Source organism: Microcoleus sp. MOSTC5 (assembly GCF_036701825.1).
Classification (GTDB): Bacteria; Cyanobacteriota; Cyanobacteriia; order Cyanobacteriales; family Microcoleaceae; genus Microcoleus; species Microcoleus asticus.
On sequence record NZ_JAUBRK010000010.1, the window covers coordinates 67,382 to 91,785 of the forward strand.

20 protein-coding genes are annotated in these 24,404 nt (G+C 46.4%); 10 read left to right on the forward strand and 10 right to left on the reverse strand.

Going from position 1 to position 24,404, the window contains the following annotated elements:
* The first annotated feature begins 270 nt into the window (after positions 1-270).
* The 3 genes from secA to QUA54_RS07265 all read left to right on the forward strand — a co-directional run bounded on the left by secA (position 271) and on the right by QUA54_RS07265 (position 3,728).
* The gene (secA, locus tag QUA54_RS07255; RefSeq protein ID WP_333413992.1) at positions 271-3,087 is read left to right on the forward strand and encodes a preprotein translocase subunit SecA; all 2,817 of its coding nucleotides are present in this window, start codon (positions 271-273) and stop codon (positions 3,085-3,087) included.
* Positions 3,088-3,241: 154 nt separating this feature from the next.
* Complete coding sequence (locus QUA54_RS07260; protein ID WP_333413993.1) at positions 3,242-3,496, forward strand: DUF4160 domain-containing protein; 255 nt, start codon at positions 3,242-3,244, stop codon at positions 3,494-3,496.
* Entirely contained in the window at positions 3,459-3,728 is a 270-nt protein-coding gene (locus QUA54_RS07265; protein WP_333108088.1) for a DUF2442 domain-containing protein, read from the forward strand. The genes QUA54_RS07260 and QUA54_RS07265 overlap by 38 nt, the downstream gene beginning before the upstream one ends.
* Before the next feature lie 86 nt (positions 3,729-3,814).
* Here the strand turns inward: QUA54_RS07265 and QUA54_RS07270 are convergent, their stop codons facing one another.
* The 5 genes from QUA54_RS07270 to QUA54_RS07290 all read right to left on the reverse strand — a co-directional run bounded on the left by QUA54_RS07270 (position 3,815) and on the right by QUA54_RS07290 (position 6,821).
* A complete protein-coding gene (locus tag QUA54_RS07270) occupies positions 3,815-4,108 on the reverse strand; it encodes a DUF3288 family protein (RefSeq protein ID WP_333413994.1) in 294 nt (97 codons plus the stop codon).
* 83 nt (positions 4,109-4,191) lie between these two features.
* The gene (locus tag QUA54_RS07275; protein ID WP_333413995.1) at positions 4,192-4,743 is read right to left on the reverse strand and encodes an IS630 family transposase; all 552 of its coding nucleotides are present in this window, start codon (positions 4,741-4,743) and stop codon (positions 4,192-4,194) included.
* Between the two features lie 2 nt (positions 4,744-4,745).
* Positions 4,746-5,138, reverse strand: a complete 393-nt coding sequence (locus QUA54_RS07280; RefSeq protein WP_333413996.1) for a transposase — start codon at positions 5,136-5,138, stop codon at positions 4,746-4,748.
* A gap of 140 nt (positions 5,139-5,278) precedes the next feature.
* Positions 5,279-6,196, reverse strand: coding sequence for a hypothetical protein (locus QUA54_RS07285; protein ID WP_333413997.1), 918 nt, complete (start codon positions 6,194-6,196; stop codon positions 5,279-5,281).
* A gap of 58 nt (positions 6,197-6,254) precedes the next feature.
* Positions 6,255-6,821: a tetratricopeptide repeat protein gene (locus tag QUA54_RS07290; RefSeq protein WP_333413998.1), complete on the reverse strand. Its 567-nt coding sequence runs from the start codon at positions 6,819-6,821 to the stop codon at positions 6,255-6,257.
* A gap of 172 nt (positions 6,822-6,993) precedes the next feature.
* Here QUA54_RS07290 and QUA54_RS07295 point away from each other — a divergent pair, with 172 nt between their 5' ends.
* Positions 6,994-7,734: an SDR family oxidoreductase gene (locus QUA54_RS07295; RefSeq protein WP_333413999.1), complete on the forward strand. Its 741-nt coding sequence runs from the start codon at positions 6,994-6,996 to the stop codon at positions 7,732-7,734.
* A 140-nt stretch (positions 7,735-7,874) separates the two neighbouring features.
* Here QUA54_RS07295 and QUA54_RS07300 read toward each other — a convergent pair whose 3' ends face one another.
* A complete protein-coding gene (locus tag QUA54_RS07300; RefSeq protein WP_333414000.1) occupies positions 7,875-9,926 on the reverse strand; it encodes a serine/threonine-protein kinase in 2,052 nt (683 codons plus the stop codon).
* A 406-nt stretch (positions 9,927-10,332) separates the two neighbouring features.
* On the opposite strand from QUA54_RS07300, the gene msrP reads away from it, so the two are divergent.
* Together msrP and QUA54_RS07310 are read left to right on the forward strand one after the other, a co-directional pair.
* Complete coding sequence (msrP, locus tag QUA54_RS07305; RefSeq protein ID WP_333414001.1) at positions 10,333-11,316, forward strand: protein-methionine-sulfoxide reductase catalytic subunit MsrP; 984 nt, start codon at positions 10,333-10,335, stop codon at positions 11,314-11,316.
* A gap of 204 nt (positions 11,317-11,520) precedes the next feature.
* Positions 11,521-12,180: a Uma2 family endonuclease gene (locus QUA54_RS07310; protein ID WP_333414002.1), complete on the forward strand. Its 660-nt coding sequence runs from the start codon at positions 11,521-11,523 to the stop codon at positions 12,178-12,180.
* Between the two features lie 109 nt (positions 12,181-12,289).
* Here the strand turns inward: QUA54_RS07310 and miaA are convergent, their stop codons facing one another.
* The gene (gene miaA / locus QUA54_RS07315; RefSeq protein WP_333414003.1) at positions 12,290-13,192 is read right to left on the reverse strand and encodes a tRNA (adenosine(37)-N6)-dimethylallyltransferase MiaA; all 903 of its coding nucleotides are present in this window, start codon (positions 13,190-13,192) and stop codon (positions 12,290-12,292) included.
* Between the two features lie 257 nt (positions 13,193-13,449).
* On the opposite strand from miaA, the gene gyrB reads away from it, so the two are divergent.
* From gyrB to QUA54_RS07330, 3 genes are all read left to right on the forward strand, one after another.
* The gene (gene gyrB / locus QUA54_RS07320) at positions 13,450-15,390 is read left to right on the forward strand and encodes a DNA topoisomerase (ATP-hydrolyzing) subunit B (protein WP_333414004.1); all 1,941 of its coding nucleotides are present in this window, start codon (positions 13,450-13,452) and stop codon (positions 15,388-15,390) included.
* Positions 15,391-15,638: 248 nt separating this feature from the next.
* Entirely contained in the window at positions 15,639-16,355 is a 717-nt protein-coding gene (locus tag QUA54_RS07325) for a heme oxygenase (biliverdin-producing) (RefSeq protein ID WP_333186555.1), read from the forward strand.
* 65 nt (positions 16,356-16,420) lie between these two features.
* Complete coding sequence (locus QUA54_RS07330; RefSeq protein ID WP_333414005.1) at positions 16,421-16,609, forward strand: hypothetical protein; 189 nt, start codon at positions 16,421-16,423, stop codon at positions 16,607-16,609.
* 142 nt (positions 16,610-16,751) lie between these two features.
* Here the strand turns inward: QUA54_RS07330 and QUA54_RS07335 are convergent, their stop codons facing one another.
* On the reverse strand, positions 16,752-17,417 hold the full coding sequence (locus QUA54_RS07335) for an S-layer homology domain-containing protein (protein WP_333200906.1): 666 nt from the start codon (positions 17,415-17,417) through the stop codon (positions 16,752-16,754).
* Between the two features lie 120 nt (positions 17,418-17,537).
* A complete protein-coding gene (gene mfd / locus QUA54_RS07340; RefSeq protein WP_333414006.1) occupies positions 17,538-21,095 on the reverse strand; it encodes a transcription-repair coupling factor in 3,558 nt (1,185 codons plus the stop codon).
* Positions 21,096-21,518: 423 nt separating this feature from the next.
* On the opposite strand from mfd, the gene QUA54_RS07345 reads away from it, so the two are divergent.
* Positions 21,519-22,850, forward strand: a complete 1,332-nt coding sequence (locus tag QUA54_RS07345; protein ID WP_333414007.1) for a hemolysin family protein — start codon at positions 21,519-21,521, stop codon at positions 22,848-22,850.
* A gap of 218 nt (positions 22,851-23,068) precedes the next feature.
* On the opposite strand, the gene QUA54_RS07350 is transcribed toward QUA54_RS07345, so the two are convergent.
* Positions 23,069-24,400 (reverse strand): hypothetical protein, encoded by a 1,332-nt coding sequence (locus QUA54_RS07350; RefSeq protein ID WP_333414008.1) that lies wholly within the window; start codon positions 24,398-24,400, stop codon positions 23,069-23,071.
* Positions 24,401-24,404: the final 4 nt, after the last annotated feature.

Genomic DNA, 24,404 nt, shown 5'->3' on the forward strand with positions numbered 1-24,404 from the left:
CTGTTTGAGTATTAGGGCCCTCCATCCCCTTAATAACCCGGAACAGAGGTCAACTATTCAATCGAAAATCCAAAATCCCAAATCCAAAATCGATCGATTATTCAATCTAAAATCTAAAATCTAAAATCCAAAATCGGTCGCTCGCCCCCAGCGACGGCCCAGGAGAGCCAATGGTTGCTACAATCGGGGAGGGTATATGTTGTGGCTAACACTACAGCCCGTAACCCTGAAAGCTAATAGCTAAATTATTAAAAATCTGCCTCTCCTGCCATGTTTAAAAATCTGCTAGGCGATCCCAACGCGCGCAAACTTAGAAAATTTCAGCCTTGGGTAGCTGATATCAATATCCTGGAAGAAGACTTCCGCGCACTCTCAGACGACGGCCTCAGAGGGAAAACGGCGGAGTTTCAAGAACGTCTGGCAAAAGCTAAATCTCTCAACGAGGAGAAAGAGATACTAGACGAAATTTTGCCAGAAGCTTTTGCAGTGGTGCGGGAAGCGGGACAGCGGGTTTTGGGACTGCGCCACTTTGATGTCCAACTCCTCGGCGGCATCATCCTCCACAAAGGCCAAATTGCCGAAATGAAAACTGGTGAGGGCAAAACTCTGGTGGCGACGCTGCCGGCATACCTCAACGCCCTCAACGGTAAAGGCGTACACATCATCACCGTCAACGATTATCTCGCAAGGCGGGATGCGGAATGGATGGGACAGGTGCACCGCTTCCTGGGACTGACTGTGGGACTGATTCAGCAGGGCATGGATCAGGTGGAACGAAAGAAAAATTATAACTGCGATATTACCTACGCGACTAACAGCGAAGTCGGCTTTGATTATTTGCGCGACAACATGGCTACTGTCATGGAAGATGTAGTGCAGCGTCCTTTTAATTTCTGCGTGATTGACGAGGTTGACTCGGTGCTGATTGATGAAGCACGGACGCCTCTGATTATTTCCGGCCAGGTGGAACGCCCCAGCGAGAAGTATATGCGGGCGGCTGAGGTAGCTGCTGCTCTGAGAAAGGAAAATGAAGAACATTACGAGGTTGACGAAAAGGCTCGGAATGTGCTGTTGACCGATGAAGGGTTTGGTGAAGCTGAGCGGTTGTTGGGTGTTACGGATTTGTACGACCCGGCTGACCCTTGGGCGCATTACATTTTTAATGCGATTAAGGCGAAGGAATTGTTTATTAAGGATATTAACTACATCGTCACTCCCGATCGCGAAGTCGTGATTGTGGATGAGTTTACGGGCCGGGTGATGCCGGGACGGCGCTGGAGCGACGGTTTGCACCAGGCGATCGAAGCCAAGGAACGGGCGGAAATTCAGCCGGAAACTCAGACGCTGGCGACGATTACCTATCAGAATTTCTTTTTGCTTTATCCGAAGCTGTCGGGGATGACTGGGACGGCAAAGACTGAAGAGACGGAGTTTGAGAAGATTTACAATCTGGAAGTGACGCTGATTCCCACTAACCGGATTACGAGCCGCACTGACCTTTCGGATATGGTTTACAAGGCAGAGGCCGGCAAGTGGAATGCGATCGCCCAAGACTGCGCGGAAATGCACGAAATCGGTCGGCCGGTGCTGGTGGGTACTACGAGCGTGGAAAAGTCGGAGTTGCTGTCGCGGCTGCTGCTGGAACGCAAAATTCCTCACAATTTGCTCAATGCTAAACCGGAAAATGTGGAGCGGGAATCGGAAATTATCGCTCAAGCCGGACGCAAGGGTGCTGTGACGATCGCCACAAACATGGCCGGGCGCGGTACAGACATCATTTTGGGCGGTAATTCTGAGTACATGGGCCGCCTGAAGTTGCGGGAATATCTGATGCCCCGAATTGTGCAACCCGAGGATGACGAAGGGTTTTCGGTAGTGCAAGTGCCTGGTATTAGCGGCCGCCCCGCACCTCAAGGTTTTGATCCGACTAAGAAAAAGGTAAAGTCTTGGAAAGCTTCGGCGCAGATTTTCCCGACGCAGCTATCGAAAAATGCCGAACAAATGCTCGTGGCGGCGGTGGAATTGGCGGTGAAGGAGTACGGCGCGCGATCGCTCACGGAATTGCAAGCCGATGATATCGTGGCTATAGCTTCGGAAAAAGCGCCGACAAAAGACCCGGTAATTCAAAAATTGCGGGAAGCTTACAATTTAACCCGCAAGGAATACGATGCTTTTACCAGCACCGAACACGATGAAGTCGTGCAGTTGGGAGGCTTGCACGTCATCGGTACCGAACGCCACGAATCGCGCCGGATCGACAATCAGTTGCGCGGCCGGGCGGGACGCCAAGGAGACCCTGGTTCTACGCGGTTTTTCTTGAGTTTGGAAGACAATTTGCTCAGGATTTTCGGCGGCGAACGGGTGGCCGGTTTGATGAAGGCTTTCGGTGTTGAGGAAGATATGCCGATCGAATCTGGAATGCTGACTCGTTCCCTCGAAGGCGCTCAGAAAAAAGTCGAAACCTACTATTACGATATCCGCAAGCAGGTATTTGAATACGACGAAGTGATGAACAATCAGCGTCGAGCAATCTATGCGGAACGCCGCCGAGTATTGGAAGGTTTGGACTCCAAAGAACAGGTAATTAAGTATGCCGAACAGACGATGGACGACATCGTGGGAGCATACATTAATCCCGATTTACCTTCGGAAGAATGGGAACTCGACAAACTTGTCAGCAAGGTGAAGGAATTTGTTTATCTGCTGGCTGACATGACACCGGATCAGCTAGAAGATTTGTCCGTTGAGGAAATTAAAACATTCCTGCACGAACAAGTCCGCAATGCTTACGACATTAAAGAAGCCGAAGTTAATGCAATCCGAGCTGAATTGATGCGAGATGCGGAACGGTTCTTTATTTTGCAGCAAATTGATACTTTGTGGCGGGAACACTTGCAACAAATGGATGCTTTGCGCGAGTCTGTAGGGCTGCGCGGTTACGGGCAGAAAGACCCGTTAATCGAGTATAAAACTGAAGGTTACGAGCTGTTTTTGGACATGATGACGGATATCCGCCGCAATGTGGTTTATTCGCTGTTCCAGTTCCAGCCGCAGCCGGCAATGCAAGTTTCGCCAGAGATGGTTTAAAAATAGTTAACTGTTGACTGTTGACTGTTGACTGTTGCTGGTTCCCAGGCTCTTCCTAGGAACCAGTTGATTTTACACCGCCCGTGTCATGGAAGAAGAATAAAAGAAGACCAAATACAGATATTCGCATTGAAATATTGTATAACCTGCAATTATGCCAACTATTTTACGAATAGGTCCTTACCGACTTTACTTTTACAGCCATGAACCAAATGAACCACCTCATGTTCATATTGACAGAGATAAATCATCGGTTAAATTTTGGTTGGAGCCAGTCTGTTTAGGAAATAACCTTGGTTTTAGTGCTAAAGAACTTCGTAAAATAGAGTCGGTAGTACAAGAAAATAAACAAACGCTATTGGAGGCTTGGTATGGGTATTTTGGCGATTCGAGCGGACGAGAGAGTTAAGCACATTCATTTTACAGAAGAAACCATTAGTGTTGATTTGATGGATGGACGAATCATTACCGTGCCTTTAATTTGGTATCCAAGATTGTTTCATGCAACGCCCGATCAAAGGGAAAAATGGGAAGTATGTGGAGGAGGCTATGGCATTCACTGGGAAGAAATTGATGAAGACCTCAGTACAGAAGGAATGCTGCGAGGTGCACCTGCTCCGAGGCCTAAAATTACTCATTAATTTCGATCGCTAGTTCACTTCTAAGCTTTCGTAATATAGCCTTTCTCACGTAAAAGATAAAGGAGGTATTTAAGGTAGATTTGAGATTAAAGCCAATCTTCTTGATCGCTTTTTTGTTTCCTGTAAACTTCTCCTTTAGTGTGAATTTTACGGGTTTGTTCGTAAAGAGTTTCTTCGGTATGATTCCATTTTTGCAGGACTTCTTTTAAGTCGGATTGAATATCTCTAGCGCCGGGAAAGCCTCGGTAGCGAATTATTAATCTTGCTAATTCCGATAAATTGTAGTCTGTTGCTTCTCCTGCTAATAAACTATCGACACTGGCTCGATCGCGCTTGTATTGCGGATGCTGCTGATCTTGAGTTTTTGCTACTGAATCCATACTATTTATATTTCCCAATCATCTGAAAATGTTGCTACAAGCAACCGCCACCCAAAAGCGCGGACATACAGCGGTTCCCGCTGTTATGAAGTACAATAGCAACAATTAGCAAACCAATTTCTTAAATGTTGAGGATTGATTAAGTTGAGGGCAACTGCAATTATTTGATCGATCATGGACGTGGTAGTTGGAGTGAACATACGCAAAAAAGATTTGAGTTGCGACCACCAAAGCTCTATTGGGTTAAAATCGGGAGAGTATGGAGATAAACAAATAATACTCGCTCCTACAGATTCAATCATTGGCTTGATTGATGCTAATTTATGGGCGGGTAAATTATCCATCACTACTACCGCTCCTTCCCATAATTTAGGACATAAAAAATGCTGAATAAATATAGCAAATGCCTGTCCATCCATTGAATCATTCATTGTGATCAATGCTAACACTTTATTCATACTAATTGCGCCAATAGCTGTGACTTTACCACCCCGATAAAATGCTTTTTTTTGGTATGCTCTTGTCCCGCGTTGTGAACGTGCATGAGTTCTGCTCAGTCCTAGCAGGATACCAGTTTCATCCAAAAATACTAAATTTTCTGGCTCGATATCTTTGATCTTTTCCCAATACTCCACTCTCAATTTTTGGACTCTTTCAGTCCCGGCTTGGCTACTGCGCCATGTTTTTTTTTACGATTGAGTCCTAATTTCTGTAGGTAGCGACACATTGCCGTCCGACTCACCCAATTTCCCGTCTTAAGAGCAAATAATTCACATAGCTCTACCAAAGTAGCATCTTGATGCTCAGCCACCAGCATTCTGATCATTGCTTCCGCATTTGCTAGGTGACTGAATTGTGGTTTACCCCTCTGTTTAGGTTGTAAGTTTCCCTCGATTTGTTGTTGTTTTACCAGTTTTTGGACAAGACTTTTGCTGACACCAAACGTGATGGATACTTTCCTAATTGACATTTTTTGAACCAAATGTGCTCTCACTATTTTTTTGCGGAGATCGAGGGAATATGTTTTCATTAGTTTTGAATACAAAATGATATTTTGTGATTATTTATTGTACCAAATTACAGCGGGAACCGCTGTAAATAACCTAATGAATAGAGTCTTAAATCTGCGCTTCATAAACGGTTTGATTCGGGTATCATAACTGTCAACTGTCAACTGTCAACTGTCAACTGTTCAGTCATCCCCAGAAATTTTTGTGTTTGTTCAGTAATACCAAATAGTCGATCGCCGTGACAAAAAATTTCCCAGGCGCGAATTCCCATAAAACCAATACCTGCAACCGCCAAAGGCATCGCTGCGGCACCTAAAAGCGCGGCAATGGGAGGAAATATCATGCAGAGTGTTAACAGAATGCCGGTAATAACACCGCCAGCAATGCCAGCTTTGGCGGTGGCGGTGGCGACTTTTTCGACTAACTCTGACTGGGTAATTTTGCCTTCAACGCACAACAAAGAGTTTTCTAATATCGAAAATATTAACTCAATTACTGCTGCGGCGATCGCCCCTTTCATTGCAGCCCCAACGATTTCGGCAACTGCTGCTTTAAACGCTGCATCCGCTAAAACTTGCTTAGCGACTGCTAATTCTGCGGCAGTCATGTCTGCACCACCGCGAGCACGATTCACCCAAAAATATTCAAAAATCCCGTTAGCAGCTTCGCTTCCGCCTCCATTGACGTGTGCTTGGATGTGACTCCAATCTTTATCTTGACAGAAGTTGCGAATTGCTTCTGGGCCTTGGGCACGAATTTGGGCGGGTATGGATTCAAATACTTTTGCTGCTTCTTGAACATTTCGCATTCCGTCACGCACCCCAGCCCTAGCAAATTTGAATTGCAGATTTCTTGGCAGGTTTTCAAAACGGATGTTATGTGCTATTTTAAAAGCTTCTTGAGTGGCGATCGCCCCAGCACTAACCATTGAACTTGGCGCTGATTGTACCCACGCCGTTAATACAGTTGCACTTTCCTCAACTTTAGCTGCGATTTCGTTGGCTAAGTTTTGGGTATCGGCAACAGTTTCTCGTACTTTAGCCGTTAGCAATTCCAGCGGATTCTGGTTGATTTCCATTTCGATCCAGCTTGCATCGTTAATGTTTGAATTATTCCGACTATAACATTCCTCTTCATTAAGTGTTATTTTTTACTAAATTGCTTCTACCTTCTAAGTCCGGCTGTAAATTTAGAGCTTTTTTTTGATAAAATAAACCTTCATTGATTCGACCTTGAGCTTCCAAACTTTTGCCTAAATTCCAATAAGCGACAGCTAAATCTGGTTGAAGAGCAATAGATTTTTGGTAGTAAGTTATGGCGTCATCGAGCCGACCTTGTTTGTAAAACATACTGCCCAAATTAACATATGCTTCGACAAAATTAGGATCGAATTCGATCGCCTTGGAGTATGCACGAATTGCCGCGTCTATTTTGCCTTGGCCTTGCAGGATATTCCCTATAGTTTTGTAGGCGGCGGCGAAATTCGGTTGGTGGCGAAGTGCTTGGTAACAGGAGGCGATCGCCTCTACATATTTCTGTTGCGCGTAATAAATTTCTGCTATCTTGTTGAGCGCAACAGCCTCATCCGTTTTGAGCGCTAGTATTTTTTGATATTGAGCGATCGCCTCCTCAAGTTTTCCTGATTTCTGGAGGGTCTCGCCCGCTGACAAATACTGCTCTCCTAACTCGGAATTTACGGTCATAGATTTTACTTTAACAGCCGACACTACTTTACCACAAGTGTTAGTTAGCAACCGCGATTTCGAGGGATATTCTGATTATTTGAGATTTTAAATTTGTTTTTGTACCGAAATGCGGAAAAAAATAGTATGATTATTTTGAACCAGTATCAACGCTAATTGCAGAGGAAATCTCATGGCATCACTAGCAGGAAAAGTGGCAATTGTGACTGGTGCATCGCGGGGAATTGGACGCGCGATCGCCCTCCGATTATCCGAAGAAGGCGCATCGGTTGTCGTCAACTACGCCAAAGGAGCTGAGCAGGCTAAAGAGGTTGTGTCAGCGATTGAAGCAGCAGGTGGCAAAGCATTAGCCGTGCAAGCCGATGTCAGCAAAACCGCAGAAATTGGCAATTTGTTCGATCGCACTCAGGAAACCTATTCACAAGTCGATATTTTAGTCAATAATGCAGGAGTAATTCTTTACAAACCTGTAGCGGAAGTTACCGAAGCAGAGTTTGATAATCTTTTTGCAATTAACGTTAAAGGCACGTTTTTTGCTTGTCAAGAAGCTGCTAAACGGATGGCAGAGGGAGGAAGAATTGTCAATTTTTCCAGTTCGACAACGGCGATGCTACTGCCAACTTACGGGGCTTACGTGGCGACAAAAGGCGCGGTGGAACAGCTAACTCGATCGCTTGCGAAGGAATTGGGCGATCGCCAAATTACAGTTAATGTGATTTCTCCGGGCCCAACGGAGACAGAACTCTTTACAGTCGGCAAAACCGCCGAACAAATACAAAGATTTACTCAAATGGCTGCTTTGGGAAGACTCGGAAAAGTTGAAGATATTGCCGATGTGACGGCTTTTTTGTGCAGCGAACAAGCCCGGTGGATTACCGGACAAAATATCCGCGTTAACGGCGGGACTGCCTAAATATATACTTTAGTCAGCTTGGAGCGGATAAAAGTTTGTATAGCAGCAGCGATTTCAATCGCGGATTATCAGAATCCCCAACCAAAATCAAAGATTCTGGTTGGGGATTCTGATAATTTTATAGCGGACAATCGAACAAATTAAGGAGACAGCCGCCACACCTTAATCGTGTCGTCAAAACTGCCGCTGATCAGAGTTTTGTCCTGAGGATTAAAAGCCAATTCCACCCAAGTAGAATGACCCTTCAGCGTGCCCGTCATTTCGCCGGAACCCATCCGCCACAGCTTGATAGTCCCGCTTAAATCGGCGCTGGCCAGCTTGTCTCCGTCGGGACTGAAAGCCAAGGACTTAACCTTGTCGGAATGGCCGATCAAAGTCCGCAGCAGATAACCGTTGGGCTGCCCGGACTGATTATTGGGGCTGATATCCCACAACTTCACCGTCTTGTCCCAACTGCCGCTGGCGAGAGTTTGACCGTCCGGGCTGATGGCCAGAGACCAAACCCCCTCGGAATGACCCCAAATAGTTTCTTTCAATTCCCCAGTGTGCCAGTTCCACAGGTTGATCTTACCGTCGCTGCTGCCGATCGCCAAAGTTTGTCGATCGGGACTGAAAGCCACCGACTGCACCTCGTCAAAAACCCGCTTGAGAGTTTCCAACTCGGCCCCGCTTTCGACTTGCCACAGCTTCAAAGTTTTGTCCTTACCGACACTGGCTACGGTTTGGCTGTCGGGACTGAAAACCACCGAGAACACGCCGTCTTGGTGTCCGTCCAAAGTCTGAATTAACCTGCCAGAATAGAAATTCCACAATTTAATCGTACCGTCAACGCCGCCGCTGGCGATCGTCTTGCCGTCGGGACTGACTGCCACCGACCACACGGGGCCCAAATGTCCTGTTAAAACCTTGAGCAGCTTGCCGCGACGCTTGTGCAGCAGGTGAACTGTGCCGTCGTTGTTGCCGCTGACTATCACGCGGCCGTTGGGAGCGACTGCTACCGCCCAAACCGGGTTTTTGTCTTGATCCGCCAGAGTGCGCACAGCAGGCCCTGACTGCGATGCCTCACCGCGAAAATTTTGCATCGGGGGCGGATTGAACCGAATTTCGGGAATGCTAGAAGCAGGCTCAGAAGAAGTGAAAGCCTGCGGTACTGGAGATGGCAAGCGAGAACCCAGCACTACCGATAGCAGAGCAACCGTGGCTCCTCCCCACATTGCTAAAGTCCACTTGGGTTTGCTGAGAATCACGTCTACCGGTGCCGGGCCGTATTTCATGTCTTTGAGAATTGCCTCGGTCGATCGATAGCGTTTTGATGGTTCTCGCTGCACCATTTTATCCAGAATGCGGCCGAGTCGCGCCGAAACTGGTACTTTCAAATAATGCCTCCAAGCCCAACTGTCCGCTTTGATGTCAAACAAATCAAAGGGCGACATTCCCGTTAACAAGTGAACGCAAGTGACGCCCAAACTGTAGATGTCGCTGCTCTTAATCGCTTGACCTTTAATTTGTTCCGGGGCCGCGTATTCGGCAGAACCTATCACAGTTTCTGTTTTGAGCGGCCCGCTGTTTGCCGGAATTGCCGCACCGAAATCGACTAAAACTAGCCCTGAACCACCTTCCCCGGACAGGGAATGCAGATGCTCTTTCCCTACCAAAGCTGGGGATGCTTGGGGAGATTTGCGGTGAATAATATTGGACGGTTTGATATCTCGGTGAATCAGTTGATTTTCGTGAACAAATTGCAGGACTGGCAACAATTCGCTCAGCAGATACCAAATGTGAATTTCTTTAACAACACCTTTTTCTGAAAGCCGATCGGCTAAATTGCGGCCTTCGATGTATTCTTGCACTAAATACTGGCAGCCTTCGAGTTCAAAAGATGCCAGTAGTTTCGGTATTTGGGGATGTTTGCCCAACTCGTCGAGAACTGAGGCTGAGCCGAGAAATGTCCGGTTTAGCTGGTTTTGACCGTCCGCGGCTGCTGATGCGCAGAACTGTTGAATGACGCAGCGGGGTTGCGAAGGTTGGTCTTCATCGACTGCTAAGAAGGTGCGGCAAGTGAGACTTTGACCGAGGGTGTGAAAGACTCGGTAGCGGCCTTTTAGCAGCAAATTCGACTCGCAACTTTTGCAGACTGTCGCGCGATCGAGATTTTGGGGATTCTGGCAATTGGGATTGGTGCAGTAACTCATTTGTCTTTCCGCTGGAGACCCCCCGTCCGACATTATTGCTGGTGGGGGAGGAAAGCGGGGCGGTGCGTGCCGCTTCCTGTGGACAAATTAAATAATTGGAATCTTTGCTTGATCATAATTGTTTCCCAGATTTTCGCCACAATTGCTTCGGTCGATCGCGCGTAAATAATTGCTGACTTTCCTGCGAGCGAGGTTTAATAGGTCGATCGAGCGATCGGCGGGATTCGCTGTGACCGAATTACGTTATACTGTCATTGCGAATACTTTCATTGCGATCGCCAGGCATTGCCAAATATCATTGCTCCTTTGTTCTATCGAGTCAATCTAAAATCTAAAATCGATTGATTGACTGATTAAAACTCAGGCAAAATTTGCCAAACTAACTACTAACTTTTAACTATTACTTATGCCGTTAATTCGCGTCCCCAAATCTTGGGAAATTCTCGATCCCCAAATTACCCCAGAAACAGCCTTTCTCAACCGCCGCCGCTTCATGACCAATTTAATTGGCGCCGGCGTGACTGCTTCGCTGCTACCGCTGACAGGCTGCCAAAGCAATGCTAGCTCAAAAACTGCTTTGGAGCAAAGCTCAACCCAAGCATATTCGGGATTGAGCCGGAATCCTGCCTTTGCCAAAGTCGATCGAGCGATTACCGACGAAGCCTTAGCTACAAAATACAACAATTTTTACGAATACGGCGGCACAAAATCTATTTGGCAAGCCGCTCAAGCTTTGCCAACAGAAAACTGGAAAGTAGAAGTAGGCGGTTTAGTAAAAAATCCCCGCACTTATGATATTGACGACCTCTACAAAAAATTTCCCATCGAAGAACGAGTTTATCGATTTCGCTGCGTAGAAGCCTGGGCGATGGTAGTTCCTTGGGTCGGGTTTCCCATGAAATTGCTGATGGCTGATGTCGAACCGACATCAAATGCCAAATTTGTTCGTTTCACATCATTTTACGACCCCAAAATTACCAAAGGTGCCAGCGTATTTTCGCAATTTTATCCTTGGCCTTATACCGAGGGAATGCGAATTGAAGAAATGGCCAACGATTTAGCATTTTTTGCCACAGGCTTGTACGGCAGAAAACTACCCAAGCAAAATGGTGCGCCGCTGCGGCAAGTGATTCCTTGGAAGTACGGTTTTAAGGGCGCAAAGTCGATCGTCAAAATTGAATTTGTCGAAAAACAGCCCGCCACTTTTTGGAATACAATCGGTCCCAACGAATACGCTTTTGAAGCAAATGTCGAACCCGACAAGCCGCACCCCAGATGGTCGCAGGCCAGCGAACGGATAGTCGGCCCCGGTAACAGTTGGTCGTGGGAAACTCGCCCGACTTTGCCCTATAACGGTTACGGCGAATATGTGGCGAGTTTGTACAGTTAATTGACGGATTTCCCCTCGTTTCTAGGCTCTGCCTAGGAACGCATATCCGGAGGCTCTGCCTCCTTATTCCCGCGAGGCAGAGCCTCCGATTCAGGCATTTATAGGCAGAGCCTAGAAACGAGAAAAGGCAGAGCCTGGGAAGGAGAAAAAACATCCTATTACCCTTTATAATAAAAATTGATGAAGCTACCAAGGAATTGTTAAATGGTAACAACAACATCAACTCCCGTCGAGCAGCAAACTACCCCAGAAAACCGAGTTATTTTAAAAGGTGTCAGTTGGTCAACTTTTAAAGCATTGCTGGCAGATGTTGGGGACGATAGAGCTTGGAGAATTGCTTACGAGGGAGGAGTATTAGAAATCAGGATGCCGCTGGAAGAACACGAAGAACCCAAACGACTGATAGAAAGCTTTGTGGAAGCTATTGTAGATGAGCTGGAAATTGAACTTAGGAGTCTCGGTTCGCTGACTCTTGAACGAGAAGATTTAACTCGTGCTGTAGAACCTGATTCCTGTTTCTACATTCAAAATGAATCTTTAGTTAGAGGCAGAAATATCAATTTACCAAATGACCCGCCGCCTGATTTAGCAATAGAGTCAGATTACACGAATTCTTCTATGAATAAGTTTACAATTTATGCTGCAATTGGCGTGCCCGAAATCTGGAGGTATCGGCGGGAATCTCTGCAAGTTTATCAACTGGTAGAAGGGAAATATGAAGTGTGCGATCGCAGTTTAGCTTTTCCCTTTTTACCTGTTGCAGAAATTCCCGGTTTCATCGAACAAAGCAGAACAGTCGGACAGCGTGCGGCTGTGCGTTTGTTTCGCGAAAGAATTAGAGAAATTTTGCCGAGTCAAAGTTAACAGAAAAATCCGACTTACTGTAGTTTAAAAACTACCAAATCAATTTAAAATACATTAGCGTTAATCAGCGTTCATCTGCGGTTCAAAAAGCTTTAATTTTAATATAAAATTAATGGATAAACTCCTGCACTCTCTGCCAAAGACTTTCTAGCAAATCTGGCCTGCTAACATCAAACCATTCAATTTCAGGATAAGCTCGAAACCAGGTGCGCTGTCTCTTCGCAAATTGCCTCGTGTGCAAAATTGTTAATTCTTTAGCTTCGTTTAGGGTAATGTCGCCCGCCAAATATTGTTTGATTTCCTGATAGCCCAGCGTGTTCAACAAGGGCAAGTCGCAGCCGTATTTTTTACACAAATATTCTACTTCAGCGATCCAACCGCGTTCTAGCATTTGTTCGGTGCGCTGTTTGATACGATCGACCAAAACATCGATCGCGCAATCCAACCCAATTTGTAAAATAGGATAATTGGGAGGATTTTCGCCCTGCTGCTCGGAAATAGAGCGACCGGTGACATAAAATACTTCCAGTGCTCTTAAAGTTCTGACGGAATCATTGAGGTGAATTTTCTCAGCGGCACAGCGATCGACTTGCTGCAACATCGCGTAACATTGAGATTGTCCGAGTTCGGCTAGTTGCGATCGCAATTCGGGCATCGGTGCTACCCTCGGAATTTTCAAACCGCGCACGATCGATTTAATATACAAACCCGTCCCTCCCACCAACAACAGCGGGGGAGAAACAGCAAAATCGACATCAGCAATTAATTTTTGAGCTTGCTGTTGGTAATCTGCTAATGTCAGAGTTTCTGTCGGATCGCAGATGTCAATTAAGTGATGCGGTACACAAGTGCGATCGACCGCCGTCGGTTTTGCGGTTCCGATGTCAAATTCGCGGTACACTTGACGGGAGTCCGCACTCAGGATCGAGGATTGCAGTCGCGAAGCCACAGCCACAGCCACTCCCGACTTCCCAGTCGCCGTCGCCCCGCAAATCGTAATTAATCTAGGCATAAGCTGTCGCACATTTCCCTATAAAAACTCTCAAATCCTCTCCTATCAATGGTTTCCCCTCTCTCCTACACTGATTCACCGCGATCGGGCTGGGCAGTCCTCAAGCAATCTCAAAACTATTCCCCTCCCTCCCCCCGATAAATTTCCCTTCAGAATGCCCTAGCATCGCCTTTAACGGTTTTGTGCTATAATTTTAGGAGTTTTCCTATTTTATAAGCTTTCGGGGCTTTAGGCCTCATTATTGGAGCTATTTTTGTATGACCAGCAGCTACAGCGCCGACCAGATTCAAGTTCTCGAAGGTCTCGAAGCAGTCCGTAAACGACCGGGGATGTACATCGGTACCACCGGCCCGCGAGGACTCCACCATCTAGTTTACGAGGTTGTGGACAATTCCATAGATGAGGCGCTGGCTGGCCACTGCACTCACATCGAGATTGACATCAACGCCGACGGTTCCGTTACCGTGACAGACGACGGCCGGGGTATTCCGACCGGCATCGTTGCCAAGACTGGCAAATCGGGAATAGAAACAGTAATGACTGTACTTCACGCCGGCGGTAAATTTGGCGGTGGTGGCTACAAGGTTTCTGGAGGATTGCACGGTGTAGGTATTTCTGTTGTTAACGCGCTGTCTGAGTGGGTAGAAGTGACAGTTTGGCTCGACCAAAAAGAACATTTACAGCGCTACGAAAGAGGCAATCCAGTTACTGAACTTAAGGTCAAGCCCCACAAAGGCACTCGCACCGGCACTTCAGTTTCTTTCTTGCCAGATACTCAAATATTTACCACTGGCATTGAATTTGATTACACTACACTCGCCGGGCGCTTGCGAGAATTGGGTTACTTGAATGCGGGCGTGAGAATTACGTTTAGCGACCACCGTTTGGAACTGCTCAAAAGTAGCGAACCTCGCATCGAAACATACTGTTACGAGGGCGGAATCAAGGAATATATCGCCTACATGAACCGCGAAAAGCAGCCTCTGCACGAAGAAGTGATCTACGTGCAAGGAGAACGCAACAACGTGCAGATAGAAGTGGCTTTGCAGTGGTGCGTCGATGCTTTTAGCGACAACGTTCTAGGTTTTGCTAACAACATTCGGACGATCGACGGAGGCACGCACTTAGAAGGTTTGAAAGCTGTTTTGACGCGGACGATGAATTCGATCGCCCGCAAGCGCAACAAAATCAAAGAACACGAACCCAACCTCGCCGGCGAAAACGTTCGCGAAGGTTTGACAGCAGTGATTTCGGTCAAAGTCCCAGACCCGGAATTTGAAGGCCAAACTAAAACTAAGTTGGGAAATACAGAAGTTCGGGGAATTGTTGATTCCTTGGTAGGCGAAGTATTGACAGAATATTTGGAGTTTCGCCCCCAGGTAGCTGACGCTATTTTGGAAAAAGCAATTCAGGCATTTAAGGCCGCTGAAGCCGCCCGCCGTGCCCGCGATTTAGTGCGCCGAAAATCCGTCTTAGAATCGTCTCCTTTGCCTGGAAAATTAGCGGACTGTAGTTCCAGAGACCCAGCCCTGTCTGAGATATACCTGGTGGAGGGGGATTCGGCAGGCGGATCGGCAAAACAAGGGCGCGATCGCCAATTCCAAGCAATCCTGCCTTTGCGCGGTAAAATTCTCAACATTGAGAAAACAGACGATGCCAAAATCTACAAAAATAATGAAATTCAATCGTTAATTACAGCGCTGGGTTTGGGCATCAAAGGCGAAGAATTCGATCCGGGTCAATTGCGGTATCACCACATCGTAATTATGACTGACGCTGACGTAGATGGTGCTCACATCCGCACGCTGTTGCTGACTTTCTTCTACCGCTATCAGCGCGCACTTGTAGAACAAGGTTACATCTATATTGCTTGTCCTCCTCTCTATAAAGTGGAACGGGGACGCAATCATTACTACTGTTACAGCGAACGCGAAAGGAATGCTCTCATCCGCAATGAATTTCCGGCGAATGCTAACTATACCGTCCAGCGGTTCAAAGGTTTGGGCGAAATGATGCCGACACAGTTGTGGGATACGACAATGAACCCAGAAACTCGGACGCTGAAACGGGTGGAGATTGAAGACGCTGCTGAGGCCGATCGCATCTTTACGATCTTAATGGGCGATCGTGTCGCCCCCCGCCGCGAATTCATCGAAACCTACGGCCCCAAACTCAACCTCCTCGACTTGGACATCTAAATTAATCATTAGTCATTTGTCATTAGCTAACAGCTAATGGCTGAGGGCTAATGACTAAACTTTTGCGGCCCTGATGCCTTCTGCCCTTTCGGGCGATCGGGCATTAGGGCCGTTTAATCTCTCTAGGTTTTGTTATAAAAATTAATACAATCTCTCATCAAATCGATCTAAGGTAAATGCTTAGGTAAATTTTAGATTTTTGGCGCATCCATCAACTACCACAAAAATAGAAGGTTGGACAATATAGCATGAGCATCAATTTAGCTACCAAATTGCGTGAGGGAACGAAAAAGTCCCACACAATGGCAGAAAACGTCGGTTTTGTCAAGTGTTTTTTAAAAGGCGTTGTAGAAAAAACTTCTTACCGGAAGTTAGTAGGAAACCTCTACTTTGTCTACTCGGCAATGGAAGAGGAAATGGAACGCCAAAAGCAGCACCCGGTTGTTTCAAAAATTTACTTTTCTGAGTTGAATCGCAAACAAAGCTTAGAGCAAGATTTATTTTACTACTACGGTGCGAATTGGCGCGAACAAGTAGCTCCGTCAGCGGCAGCTAAAGCTTATGTGCAGCGCATTCACGAAATCTCGGCGACCGCACCGGAACTGTTAGTAGCTCACTCTTACACTCGCTACCTTGGCGATTTATCCGGCGGACAAATCCTGAAGGGAATTGCCCAGCGGGGGATGAATCTTACCGAGGGAGAAGGCACTGCGTTCTATGAATTCCAGGATATTCCTGATGAAAAAGAATTCAAGGCTAACTACCGTCAAGCAATGAACGAACTGCCGATTGACGAAGCAACAGCAGAGCGAATTGTTGACGAAGCTAATGCAGCTTTTGGCATGAACATGAAGATGTTCATGGAGTTAGAAGGCAATTTGATTAAAGCAGTCGGTCAGATGCTTTTCAATACCCTGACGCGGAAGCGCGGCGGCGGCAGTACCGAATTGGCTACTGCTGATTGAGCCAACACCCATTGGCAATAATTTGAGCCTCGTTTAAGAGGAAAAATTTAAATCCTGGGGGTTTGATGGCTGCTTTTACAGTCACCAAATCTCCGGGATTTTGCATGGCGGGCGATCGACTTTTTCTAGAAGAAGGAAGAAGGAAGAGGGAAGAGGGAAGAAGGAAGAGGGAAGATGGAAGAAGGAAGATGGAAGAAGGAAGATGGAAGAAGGAAGATGGAAGAAGGAAGATGGAAGAAGGAAGATGGAATTAAGAACGTCGTAACTGTCAAGACGGTTCCCACAACTTACAACTAAGCTGGTGTGCATTTAATTTTCACAATTCTGTTTATTGAAACTCTTGTGGGGTGGGCATCCTGCCCGCCCCAAAAATTTAATTTAAATGCAGAACAACTATCACCTTCCCATGCCGCGATTAGGAGGCTCCTCGTCTCGGACAGGCAAAGAAGTTGGCCTTACTTGCCGCTCCAAATACTTGCTCAAAGCGTAAGCGATATCTCCGCGATTCATCGGCTTCAAAGGATTAATCTTATTAGTTCCGAGTTCAACATTAACAAACCCTTCATAAAGTGCAGTAGCCATAGACTTTCTAGCCCAATTAGGGATTTCCCCTGCATCTGGATACTTAGCTAAAATCTCCGAAATGCTGGCATCGGGAAACTGAAAAACCCCGTAAGCTTGAGCAAAAATCGCCAAAGCTTCCGCGCGACTCACCCTTTGATTTGGGAAAAACATTCCGTCGCGATATCCACTCATCGTTCCCGTTTTCAAAGCAGTTTGAATCGCACTGTAAGCCCAGTAACTCTTCGGTACGTCCGGCAATTCAATATCCGGTTTTTGAGCGGTTTTCCGGCGTTCCAAACCAAAAGTTTTCACTAAAATCACCGCCAAGTCAGCGCGACTGACAAGGCCCTCAGCATTAAAATTGCCGCTGGCATCTTTATTCATCAATCCTGCATTCACAACCCGATCGATCGGGTCAATTATTTGTTGAGATTGAACCGCCATTGGGACTCCTTGCACTAGCGCGATCGCCAAAAAAATACTCACTAACTTTTTCACGATTTTAATCCTTTCTGTCGCTAAAACAATCATGAAAACAGCAGTAATATTTTTTCTGGTTCCATCGGAATTATTCTGTGGTTTAGGCGGTGCGCGAGATTTGGGGATTATATATTAAAATTAAAGATTTGCTTCCGGCAAAGCGCCCTGCATTTTACCCAGCCAATCAATCAAATTATCCAATTGCTTTTGGGCCGTCAAAACCGCCATACCTCGAATAGTAACCTTCCCCTTGCTGTAGACAAAACGAGAGCGCAAATGTTCCGGCAAATTAGCCTTGAGCAAATTCCAAGCAGGCTCCTCCATAGCCGTTTCTAAAACTATGTGCTGCTTATTCTCCGGTTTGATCCGAGAAAAACCGATTTTTTTAGCGATTTGTTTGAGCTCGACAACACGGATAAGTTGCTGGGCTGGAAGAGGAATTGGCCCGTAACGATCGCACCAATCAGCCTGAATCTGCTGTAACTCTTCTGAGGTATTAGCATTCGCCACAGACCGGTAAGCGCTCATCTTTTGATCCAAATCTGCGATGTAATCAGCAGGAATAAACGCCGTCAAAGTCAGGTCGATTTGCGCGTCCTCCACTTTCGGAATTTCCTGACCCTTAATTTCCCGAATAGCCTCCTCTAACATTTCAGCATACAAATCAAAACCGATCGCCTCCATTTGACCCGACTGTTCAGTACCCAAAACATCACCCGAACCGCGAATTTCCATATCTCGGACGGCCAACTGATAGCCCGAACCCAACTGCGCGAACTCTTGAATGGCCCGCAACCTCTGCCTTGCAGCATCAGACAGCTTGTTCTGCTTCGGATAAAACAGCCAAGCGTGAGCTTGAATCCCCGCGCGTCCCACCCGTCCCCGCAACTGGTAAAGCTGACCCAAACCAAAGCGCTGCGAGTCTTCAATTAAAATGGTATTGACACGCGGAATATCCAAACCCGACTCAATAATCGTCGTGCACACCAAAATATCGAAATCTGCCGCACTGAAAGTCAGCATAATCGATTCTAATTCCGAAGCCTCCATTTGACCGTGGGCGATCGCAATTCTGGCAGACGGTACCATCTCCTGCAACTGAGCGGCCAACTCATCAATCCCCTCAATCCGCGGCACCACGTAAAAAACCTGACCGCCCCTGTCCAATTCTTGACGAATTGCCGATCGCACCACTTCCGGGTTATAGGGAGCCAAATGCGTCTGAATCGGACGCCTGCTGGGAGGCGGAGTCGCAATCAAACTCATCTCGCGAATCCCCGAAAGCGACATATACAAAGTCCGGGGAATCGGCGTTGCTGTCAGAGTCAGAACATCTACCTCTGTTTTGAGAGCTTTAATCGCTTCCTTTTGCTTAACACCAAACCGCTGTTCTTCATCCACCACCAACAAGCCCAAATCCCGAAACTTAATGGCTTTGCTCAAAACAGCTTGAGTACCGACAATCACATCTAATTCCCCAGTCGCCAAACGCTTGTGAATCTCCCGGCGCTCGGTTTCGGTGCGAAAGCGATTGAGCAAACCAACTTCGATCGGATAAGGGGAAAAACGCTCCGAGAGCGTGTGATAGTGCTGTTGGGTCAAAATCGTCGTCGGCGCGAGCAAAGCCACCTGCTTGCCCGCCGTAACCGCCTTAAAAATGGCTCTCAGAGCAACTTCTGTCTTGCCAAAACCGACATCGCCGCAGACCAAGCGATCCATCGGTCGATCGCCCTCCATGTCGCGTTTCACATCTTGAGTTGCCTTCAACTGATCCGGGGTTGGTTGGTAAGGAAAAGAATCCTCTAATTCTTGTTGCCAAGGCATATCGGGAGGAAAAGCGTAACCTGTTTGTTTAGCTCTTTTAGCATAAAGATTCAGCAAATCCACTGCCAATTTTTTAACAGCTTTGCGAACCTTTGTTTTAGTTTTTTCCCAAGTTTGACCTGTCAGCTTGTTTAGATCCGGTACTTTCTCGCCTACAGTCCGAAATCTCGACAAAGCGCCCAATTGATCGGCAGCAACTCTCAGGGTACCGTCAGCGTATTGAATCAGCAAATATTCGCGAGTTTCGCGATCGATCGTCAAGCGTTCCAACTTGATAAATTTGCCCACTCCGTGCTGGCGGTGAACCACATAATCACCCGGGCTTAATTTATTCGGGTCTACTTGCTTAGAAGCAGCGCGGCGGCGCTTGCGGACGTAGCTAAAAGTAGCGAGAGAATGCTGACCGTAAAATTCCCGATCCGTAATTAAAACAATCCGAAAAGTCGGCAGAATAAAACCTTCCAATTCTGCCAACCCGCTGTACTTCAAAGCAACCGGAACGTGCTGCAATTGCAACTTGTCGATCGCCAAATAATCGCGCGGATTCACCACAAACTGAGCCGGACAGTCGTGCTCCGAGAGCAAAGAAACCGATCGACTCGGTTGAGCAGAAACCAGGAAAATAGTAAAACCCCGATCGCGATCTTCCCGGAGCATTTGAGACAGCTTTGCAAATTGGTGAGGCATCACCGGCACAGGCCGAGAAGCCAAATTAATCGCCGACGGTAGCTGGTCGCCCTCCGCAGAGCTTTGAAATTTTTTAGTCGTAGAATCTTCTGCCAATTCTGAAAGTTCTAGCCTGTCGAAACCTGCGACATCTGCCATAGATTCAGCAAAAGTGCGGTGAATTTTCGGAACTTTCAAATGAGAAATTGGCAACTTTTCTGTTCCCGCATCCGCAACCACAGATTCCCGCTCGCAATTTTTCCACTGTTGCTCTGCATTCTCAAACCAGCGGTCGCTGTGAGCTTCGCAGCCTTGCGGTTCGTCAACAACAACTAAAGTATTTTCTGGCAAATAATCCAACAAAGATGCGGGTTTTTCAAACGCTAAACCCAACAGCCGGCGGACAAATTTTTCTGTTTCATTTTCAGTGTCAACAGAGCCTAGGTGGTTGATTTCGTCAACCTTTTTTTCAGCTAAAACTGCTTTAATAATTGCGTTGAAATTAGTAGGAGTTAACACCAACCGCTCGACCTTATCAAGCGATCGCTGCGAAGACGGGTCAAACTCCCGAATTTGCTCCAAATCATCCCCAAACCACTCCAGCCGCACCGGCAACTCAGCCGCCACCGGGAATACATCGACAATATCTCCCCGACGGCTCCACTGGCCCTCCATTTCCACCAGAGCCACCCGATCGTACCCCATTGAAGCAAGTTGGCGGTCTAAAATCTTCGAGTCTTGAACCATACCTCGCTTCAGCGTCAGACAGTAGGGTTCAAAAGCAGCAGGCGGCGGCAAGTGAGACTGGAGAGCTCTTTCGGTGGATACAATCGCGATCGGCTTAGAATTAGCGTTTGTTTCTCGTTTCTCGACCAAATCCGCCAGCACCTGCATTTGCCCCCAAGTCATTTCGCTTTCATCCGAGTAAGATAGCTCGTAGGGTGAAGCCTCCGAAGTCGGGTAAAAATGCACAGTCTGCCACCCCATAGCCTCCAGCCCGGCCACCCAGCGGCCCGCTTCTTCTAGAGTTGCCGTCACTACCAGTAAACTCCGCCCTTCTTGCTGTGCGAGGGCGGAAGCTACCAAACCTTTGGGCAAGCGGGCTAAGCCGTTGAGTTGCACGTAGCGATGGCGCTTGAGCTTGTTGAGGAGTTCTGTTGCTAGGGGCGATCGCCCGAGGGTACGAATTATTGAAGAGAAAGTCATGCGCTTTTAATTTTAATCCCCGATCGGCGAAGGCTCTTTCCCTTTGCCTGTTAAGGAGATTGTACGACAAACATCAGTGATTGTGCCGATGTGCTGTTGATGCCTTGGAACTTAACTGGCGATAGATTTTTGCTCTAATATCTCGATCCTGCGATCGCGATCGAGCCAGTTCCGTTAATATAGGGCCAGGTTTAGAAAAAATTTCGATTTTGCGATCGAGATTCGCAGCTTCCAGACCTCTCCTGTGACTGCACCCAAAGACGGATACAAGCCCCCGACTCAAGTTGTGAAGATCGAAAAATTTTAGACATTAGGGAAATCCCCCAGATACTGGCTGCGGAGTCAATCTAAAATCTAAAATCTAAAATCTAAAATCGACTAACCGGGCAGAGCGCTTCGCCGTTACTACCGAAAATTTTAGAAATGTCCCCAAGTACCGATATTCTGATTGTTCTCCTGCTAATTTTCCTCAATGGCTTGTTTGTGATGTCAGAGATGGCCATCATCTCTGTACGGAAGGTGAGACTGCAACAGATGGCCAACCAAGGTTCCACCAATGCCCGCGTAGCTTTGGATCTGGCTAATGCCCCCAATCAGTTCTTACCGACAGTTCAAATCGGGATTACGATGCTGGCCATTCTGTCGGGCGCTTTCGGAGAAACGACGATTTCTAGAAGAGTAGAGCCTTTGTTGAACCTGATTCCTGGCCTCGCGCCCTACTCTAAGACGATCGCCTCAGTAGTAGCAGTTTTAACCATCACTTATCTGACCTTAATTATCGGCGAACTCGTGCCGAAGCGGCTAGCGCTCAACAACCCGGAGCCGATCGCCTCAAGCGTAGCAATTCCCATGCGAATGCTCTCAAAAATTGGCGCTCCTGCGGTTTATCTGTTAAGTTATTCCACTGACTTAGTGATGCGACTGCTGAGGATATCGCCCTCGACAGAACCGCAAGTTACAGAAGAGGAAATTAAAGTTTTAATCGAGCAAGGAACCGAAGCCGGAACCTTTGAAGAAGCCGAACAAGACATGGTAGAAAGAGTGTTTCGTTTGGGCGATCGGCGAGTCAGCGCCTTAATGACCCCGCGTCCCGATCTTACTTGGCTCGACCTCGACGACTCAGTAGAAGAAAACCGCCAAAAAATGCTCGGCAGCGGTCATTCTCGGTTTCCCGTGTGTCAGGGAGGCCTCGACAACGTGCTCGGTTTAGTACACGTTACAGATATGCTGTCGAGGACTTTAACAGGTCAACCCCTCGATTTAAGCGCTTCTTTACGGCGGCCTTTATTTGTACCTGAAAGCACGCGGGGGTTAAAAGTATTAGAGCTTTTCAAGCAATCTAGCAATCAAATTGCCTTGGTGGTAGACGAATACGGCGTGATTCAAGGATTGGTTACAGTCAACGACATTTTAGTCGAACTCGTTGGCGACTTTCCCTCGATTGAAGATGCTGACGAGCCGGAAGCCGTGCAGCGCGAAGACGGTTCTTGGCTGTTAGACGGAATGCTACCAGTCGAAGATTTTTTTGAGCTGTTTGGCCTCGAAGAAATATCAGCAGAAAACAAAGGAAGTTACCACACAATGGGCGGTTTTGTGATTACACATTTGGGCAAAATTCCCACAGCAGCCGAGCATTTTGAGTGGAACGGTTTGCGCGTGGAAGTAGTCGATATGGACGGCAACCGAGTTGATAAGATATTGGTAATGCCGATCGACTCAGCGGGCGATCGACCTAAAACCGAACCAAAAACCTAAAAACCATTCACTACAGTCAATTGTTCTCATCAGCCCAGATAAAAAGTACATTTCCTTTGTATGGGCGGGTTTGACAAACAATCTCAGCAAGAATTCAAAATATAAATAAACCCGCCCCCACCCCACGGTAAATCGAAATGTACATTCAAATTTAGCATGGCGGGGGCGGGTTTTTGAGACTGTTTGTTTGAGTCGTTGATGGTTAGTGGAAGCCACCCCTACTTCTTCTTTTGTATTTCATCCTTCCGCAAAGCTTCCAAAATAGAACGGCCCACATAATTGCTGAAAACCACCTCTCCAGCTTGATTGTAGTGGCAGCAGCTATCTACATAAACAGCCTCTTTAGTCTTGTCAAAAACATTGACAGCATTCACTATATTGATATTATTTTTTTCCAAATTAGGAAACTTTTTGAAAAGAGCCGGATATCCAATTTGCACAGCTCTAGCATAAGGAGTATCCTTGTTAAGAGCAATCTGCTTTTCAGCTTCACCAAACACCCTTTTCGTCTGATAATATTGATTAGGCTGAAGAACATGAAAATAAGGCACATTACTAGCAGAGAGAACTTTGTGCATAAAAATTGAACTTTTTGCCCAATTCAACGCCATTTCTTGAAAAGCTACTGAATCCTGTAAAACTGACTTGTTAGTATTGATATAAATAACGCTGCCACTATCATCTTTTTGTTGTTTCGTCCGTGCTTTTTCAAACTTAATGACATCTCTTTTATAATTATTTACTAAATTTTGAACGTAAACAGAAGTCAAAGCATCGCACGCAGCTAAAGAACAGTGTTGCAAACTTTCCAAACCCTGATTAATCCTAGCTTTATTTTCTTTAATTGCGATCGTTGCTTTCATGGCTTTTGTAGAAAGGCTATTATTCGCCAAGTTAGTCAGCGGCAAAATATGCTGAATGCTTGGCATCGCCAGATCGATTTGAGTTTTATTGTTTAAATTAGAAAGTGCTACTTCATTAAAGCCATCTATATTGACGACCATATCTAATTCTTGACCTAAAGCCAAAAAGTAGTTTAAAATTAATAATTGCTGCGGTTGTTTGTAGCCTCCGGTAGCAAATGACAAAATTACAAATTCTCGATCTTTGAAAGCCGGAATCTGCTTTATATATCGAGGTAAAATTTTATTTTGAACTTCAAATATCCCATAATTTGAAGCCACGGAGCCGCCAAATACTCCGATAATAAATTGATTTTTATTTGTCTTTTTTAAAGGGTAATCATAAGGAGAGATAAATCCGTAGTTGTTAACCTTAAAACCCGGTCGAAAATCAGCGCTGGGTTTTTGAATAAATCCAAAAAAAGGATGAAACCTTTCGACAATCGACTCGTTGAGCCGCACTCCTTCTAAATTAATTCCTAAAGCCGACTTATCTTGCGTCTTTTGTCTAGTATAGAAAAATTGCTTGTGCTTGACAAAATACCATCCCAAGGAACCGAGTTCCACGAAAAAAAGTAAAAGCGCTAAGTTAATTAAAGCAATTTTTAGGATTTCTTGGTTTTTGTTAATAAAGTTAAAATTTTTCATAAAT

Coding starts and splice junctions, on each gene's coding strand:
- secA (WP_333413992.1), top strand. CDS start 271: ATGTTTAAAAATCTGCTAGGCGATCCCAACGCGCGCAAACTTAGAAAA.
- QUA54_RS07260 (WP_333413993.1), top strand. CDS start 3,242: ATGCCAACTATTTTACGAATAGGTCCTTACCGACTTTACTTTTACAGC.
- QUA54_RS07265 (WP_333108088.1), top strand. CDS start 3,459: ATGGGTATTTTGGCGATTCGAGCGGACGAGAGAGTTAAGCACATTCAT.
- QUA54_RS07270 (WP_333413994.1), bottom strand. CDS start 4,108: ATGGATTCAGTAGCAAAAACTCAAGATCAGCAGCATCCGCAATACAAG.
- QUA54_RS07280 (WP_333413996.1), bottom strand. CDS start 5,138: ATGAAAACATATTCCCTCGATCTCCGCAAAAAAATAGTGAGAGCACAT.
- QUA54_RS07285 (WP_333413997.1), bottom strand. CDS start 6,196: ATGGAAATCAACCAGAATCCGCTGGAATTGCTAACGGCTAAAGTACGA.
- QUA54_RS07290 (WP_333413998.1), bottom strand. CDS start 6,821: ATGACCGTAAATTCCGAGTTAGGAGAGCAGTATTTGTCAGCGGGCGAG.
- QUA54_RS07295 (WP_333413999.1), top strand. CDS start 6,994: ATGGCATCACTAGCAGGAAAAGTGGCAATTGTGACTGGTGCATCGCGG.
- QUA54_RS07300 (WP_333414000.1), bottom strand. CDS start 9,926: ATGAGTTACTGCACCAATCCCAATTGCCAGAATCCCCAAAATCTCGAT.
- msrP (WP_333414001.1), top strand. CDS start 10,333: ATGCCGTTAATTCGCGTCCCCAAATCTTGGGAAATTCTCGATCCCCAA.
- QUA54_RS07310 (WP_333414002.1), top strand. CDS start 11,521: ATGGTAACAACAACATCAACTCCCGTCGAGCAGCAAACTACCCCAGAA.
- miaA (WP_333414003.1), bottom strand. CDS start 13,192: ATGCCTAGATTAATTACGATTTGCGGGGCGACGGCGACTGGGAAGTCG.
- gyrB (WP_333414004.1), top strand. CDS start 13,450: ATGACCAGCAGCTACAGCGCCGACCAGATTCAAGTTCTCGAAGGTCTC.
- QUA54_RS07325 (WP_333186555.1), top strand. CDS start 15,639: ATGAGCATCAATTTAGCTACCAAATTGCGTGAGGGAACGAAAAAGTCC.
- QUA54_RS07330 (WP_333414005.1), top strand. CDS start 16,421: ATGGCTGCTTTTACAGTCACCAAATCTCCGGGATTTTGCATGGCGGGC.
- mfd (WP_333414006.1), bottom strand. CDS start 21,095: ATGACTTTCTCTTCAATAATTCGTACCCTCGGGCGATCGCCCCTAGCA.
- QUA54_RS07345 (WP_333414007.1), top strand. CDS start 21,519: ATGTCCCCAAGTACCGATATTCTGATTGTTCTCCTGCTAATTTTCCTC.
- QUA54_RS07350 (WP_333414008.1), bottom strand. CDS start 24,400: ATGAAAAATTTTAACTTTATTAACAAAAACCAAGAAATCCTAAAAATT.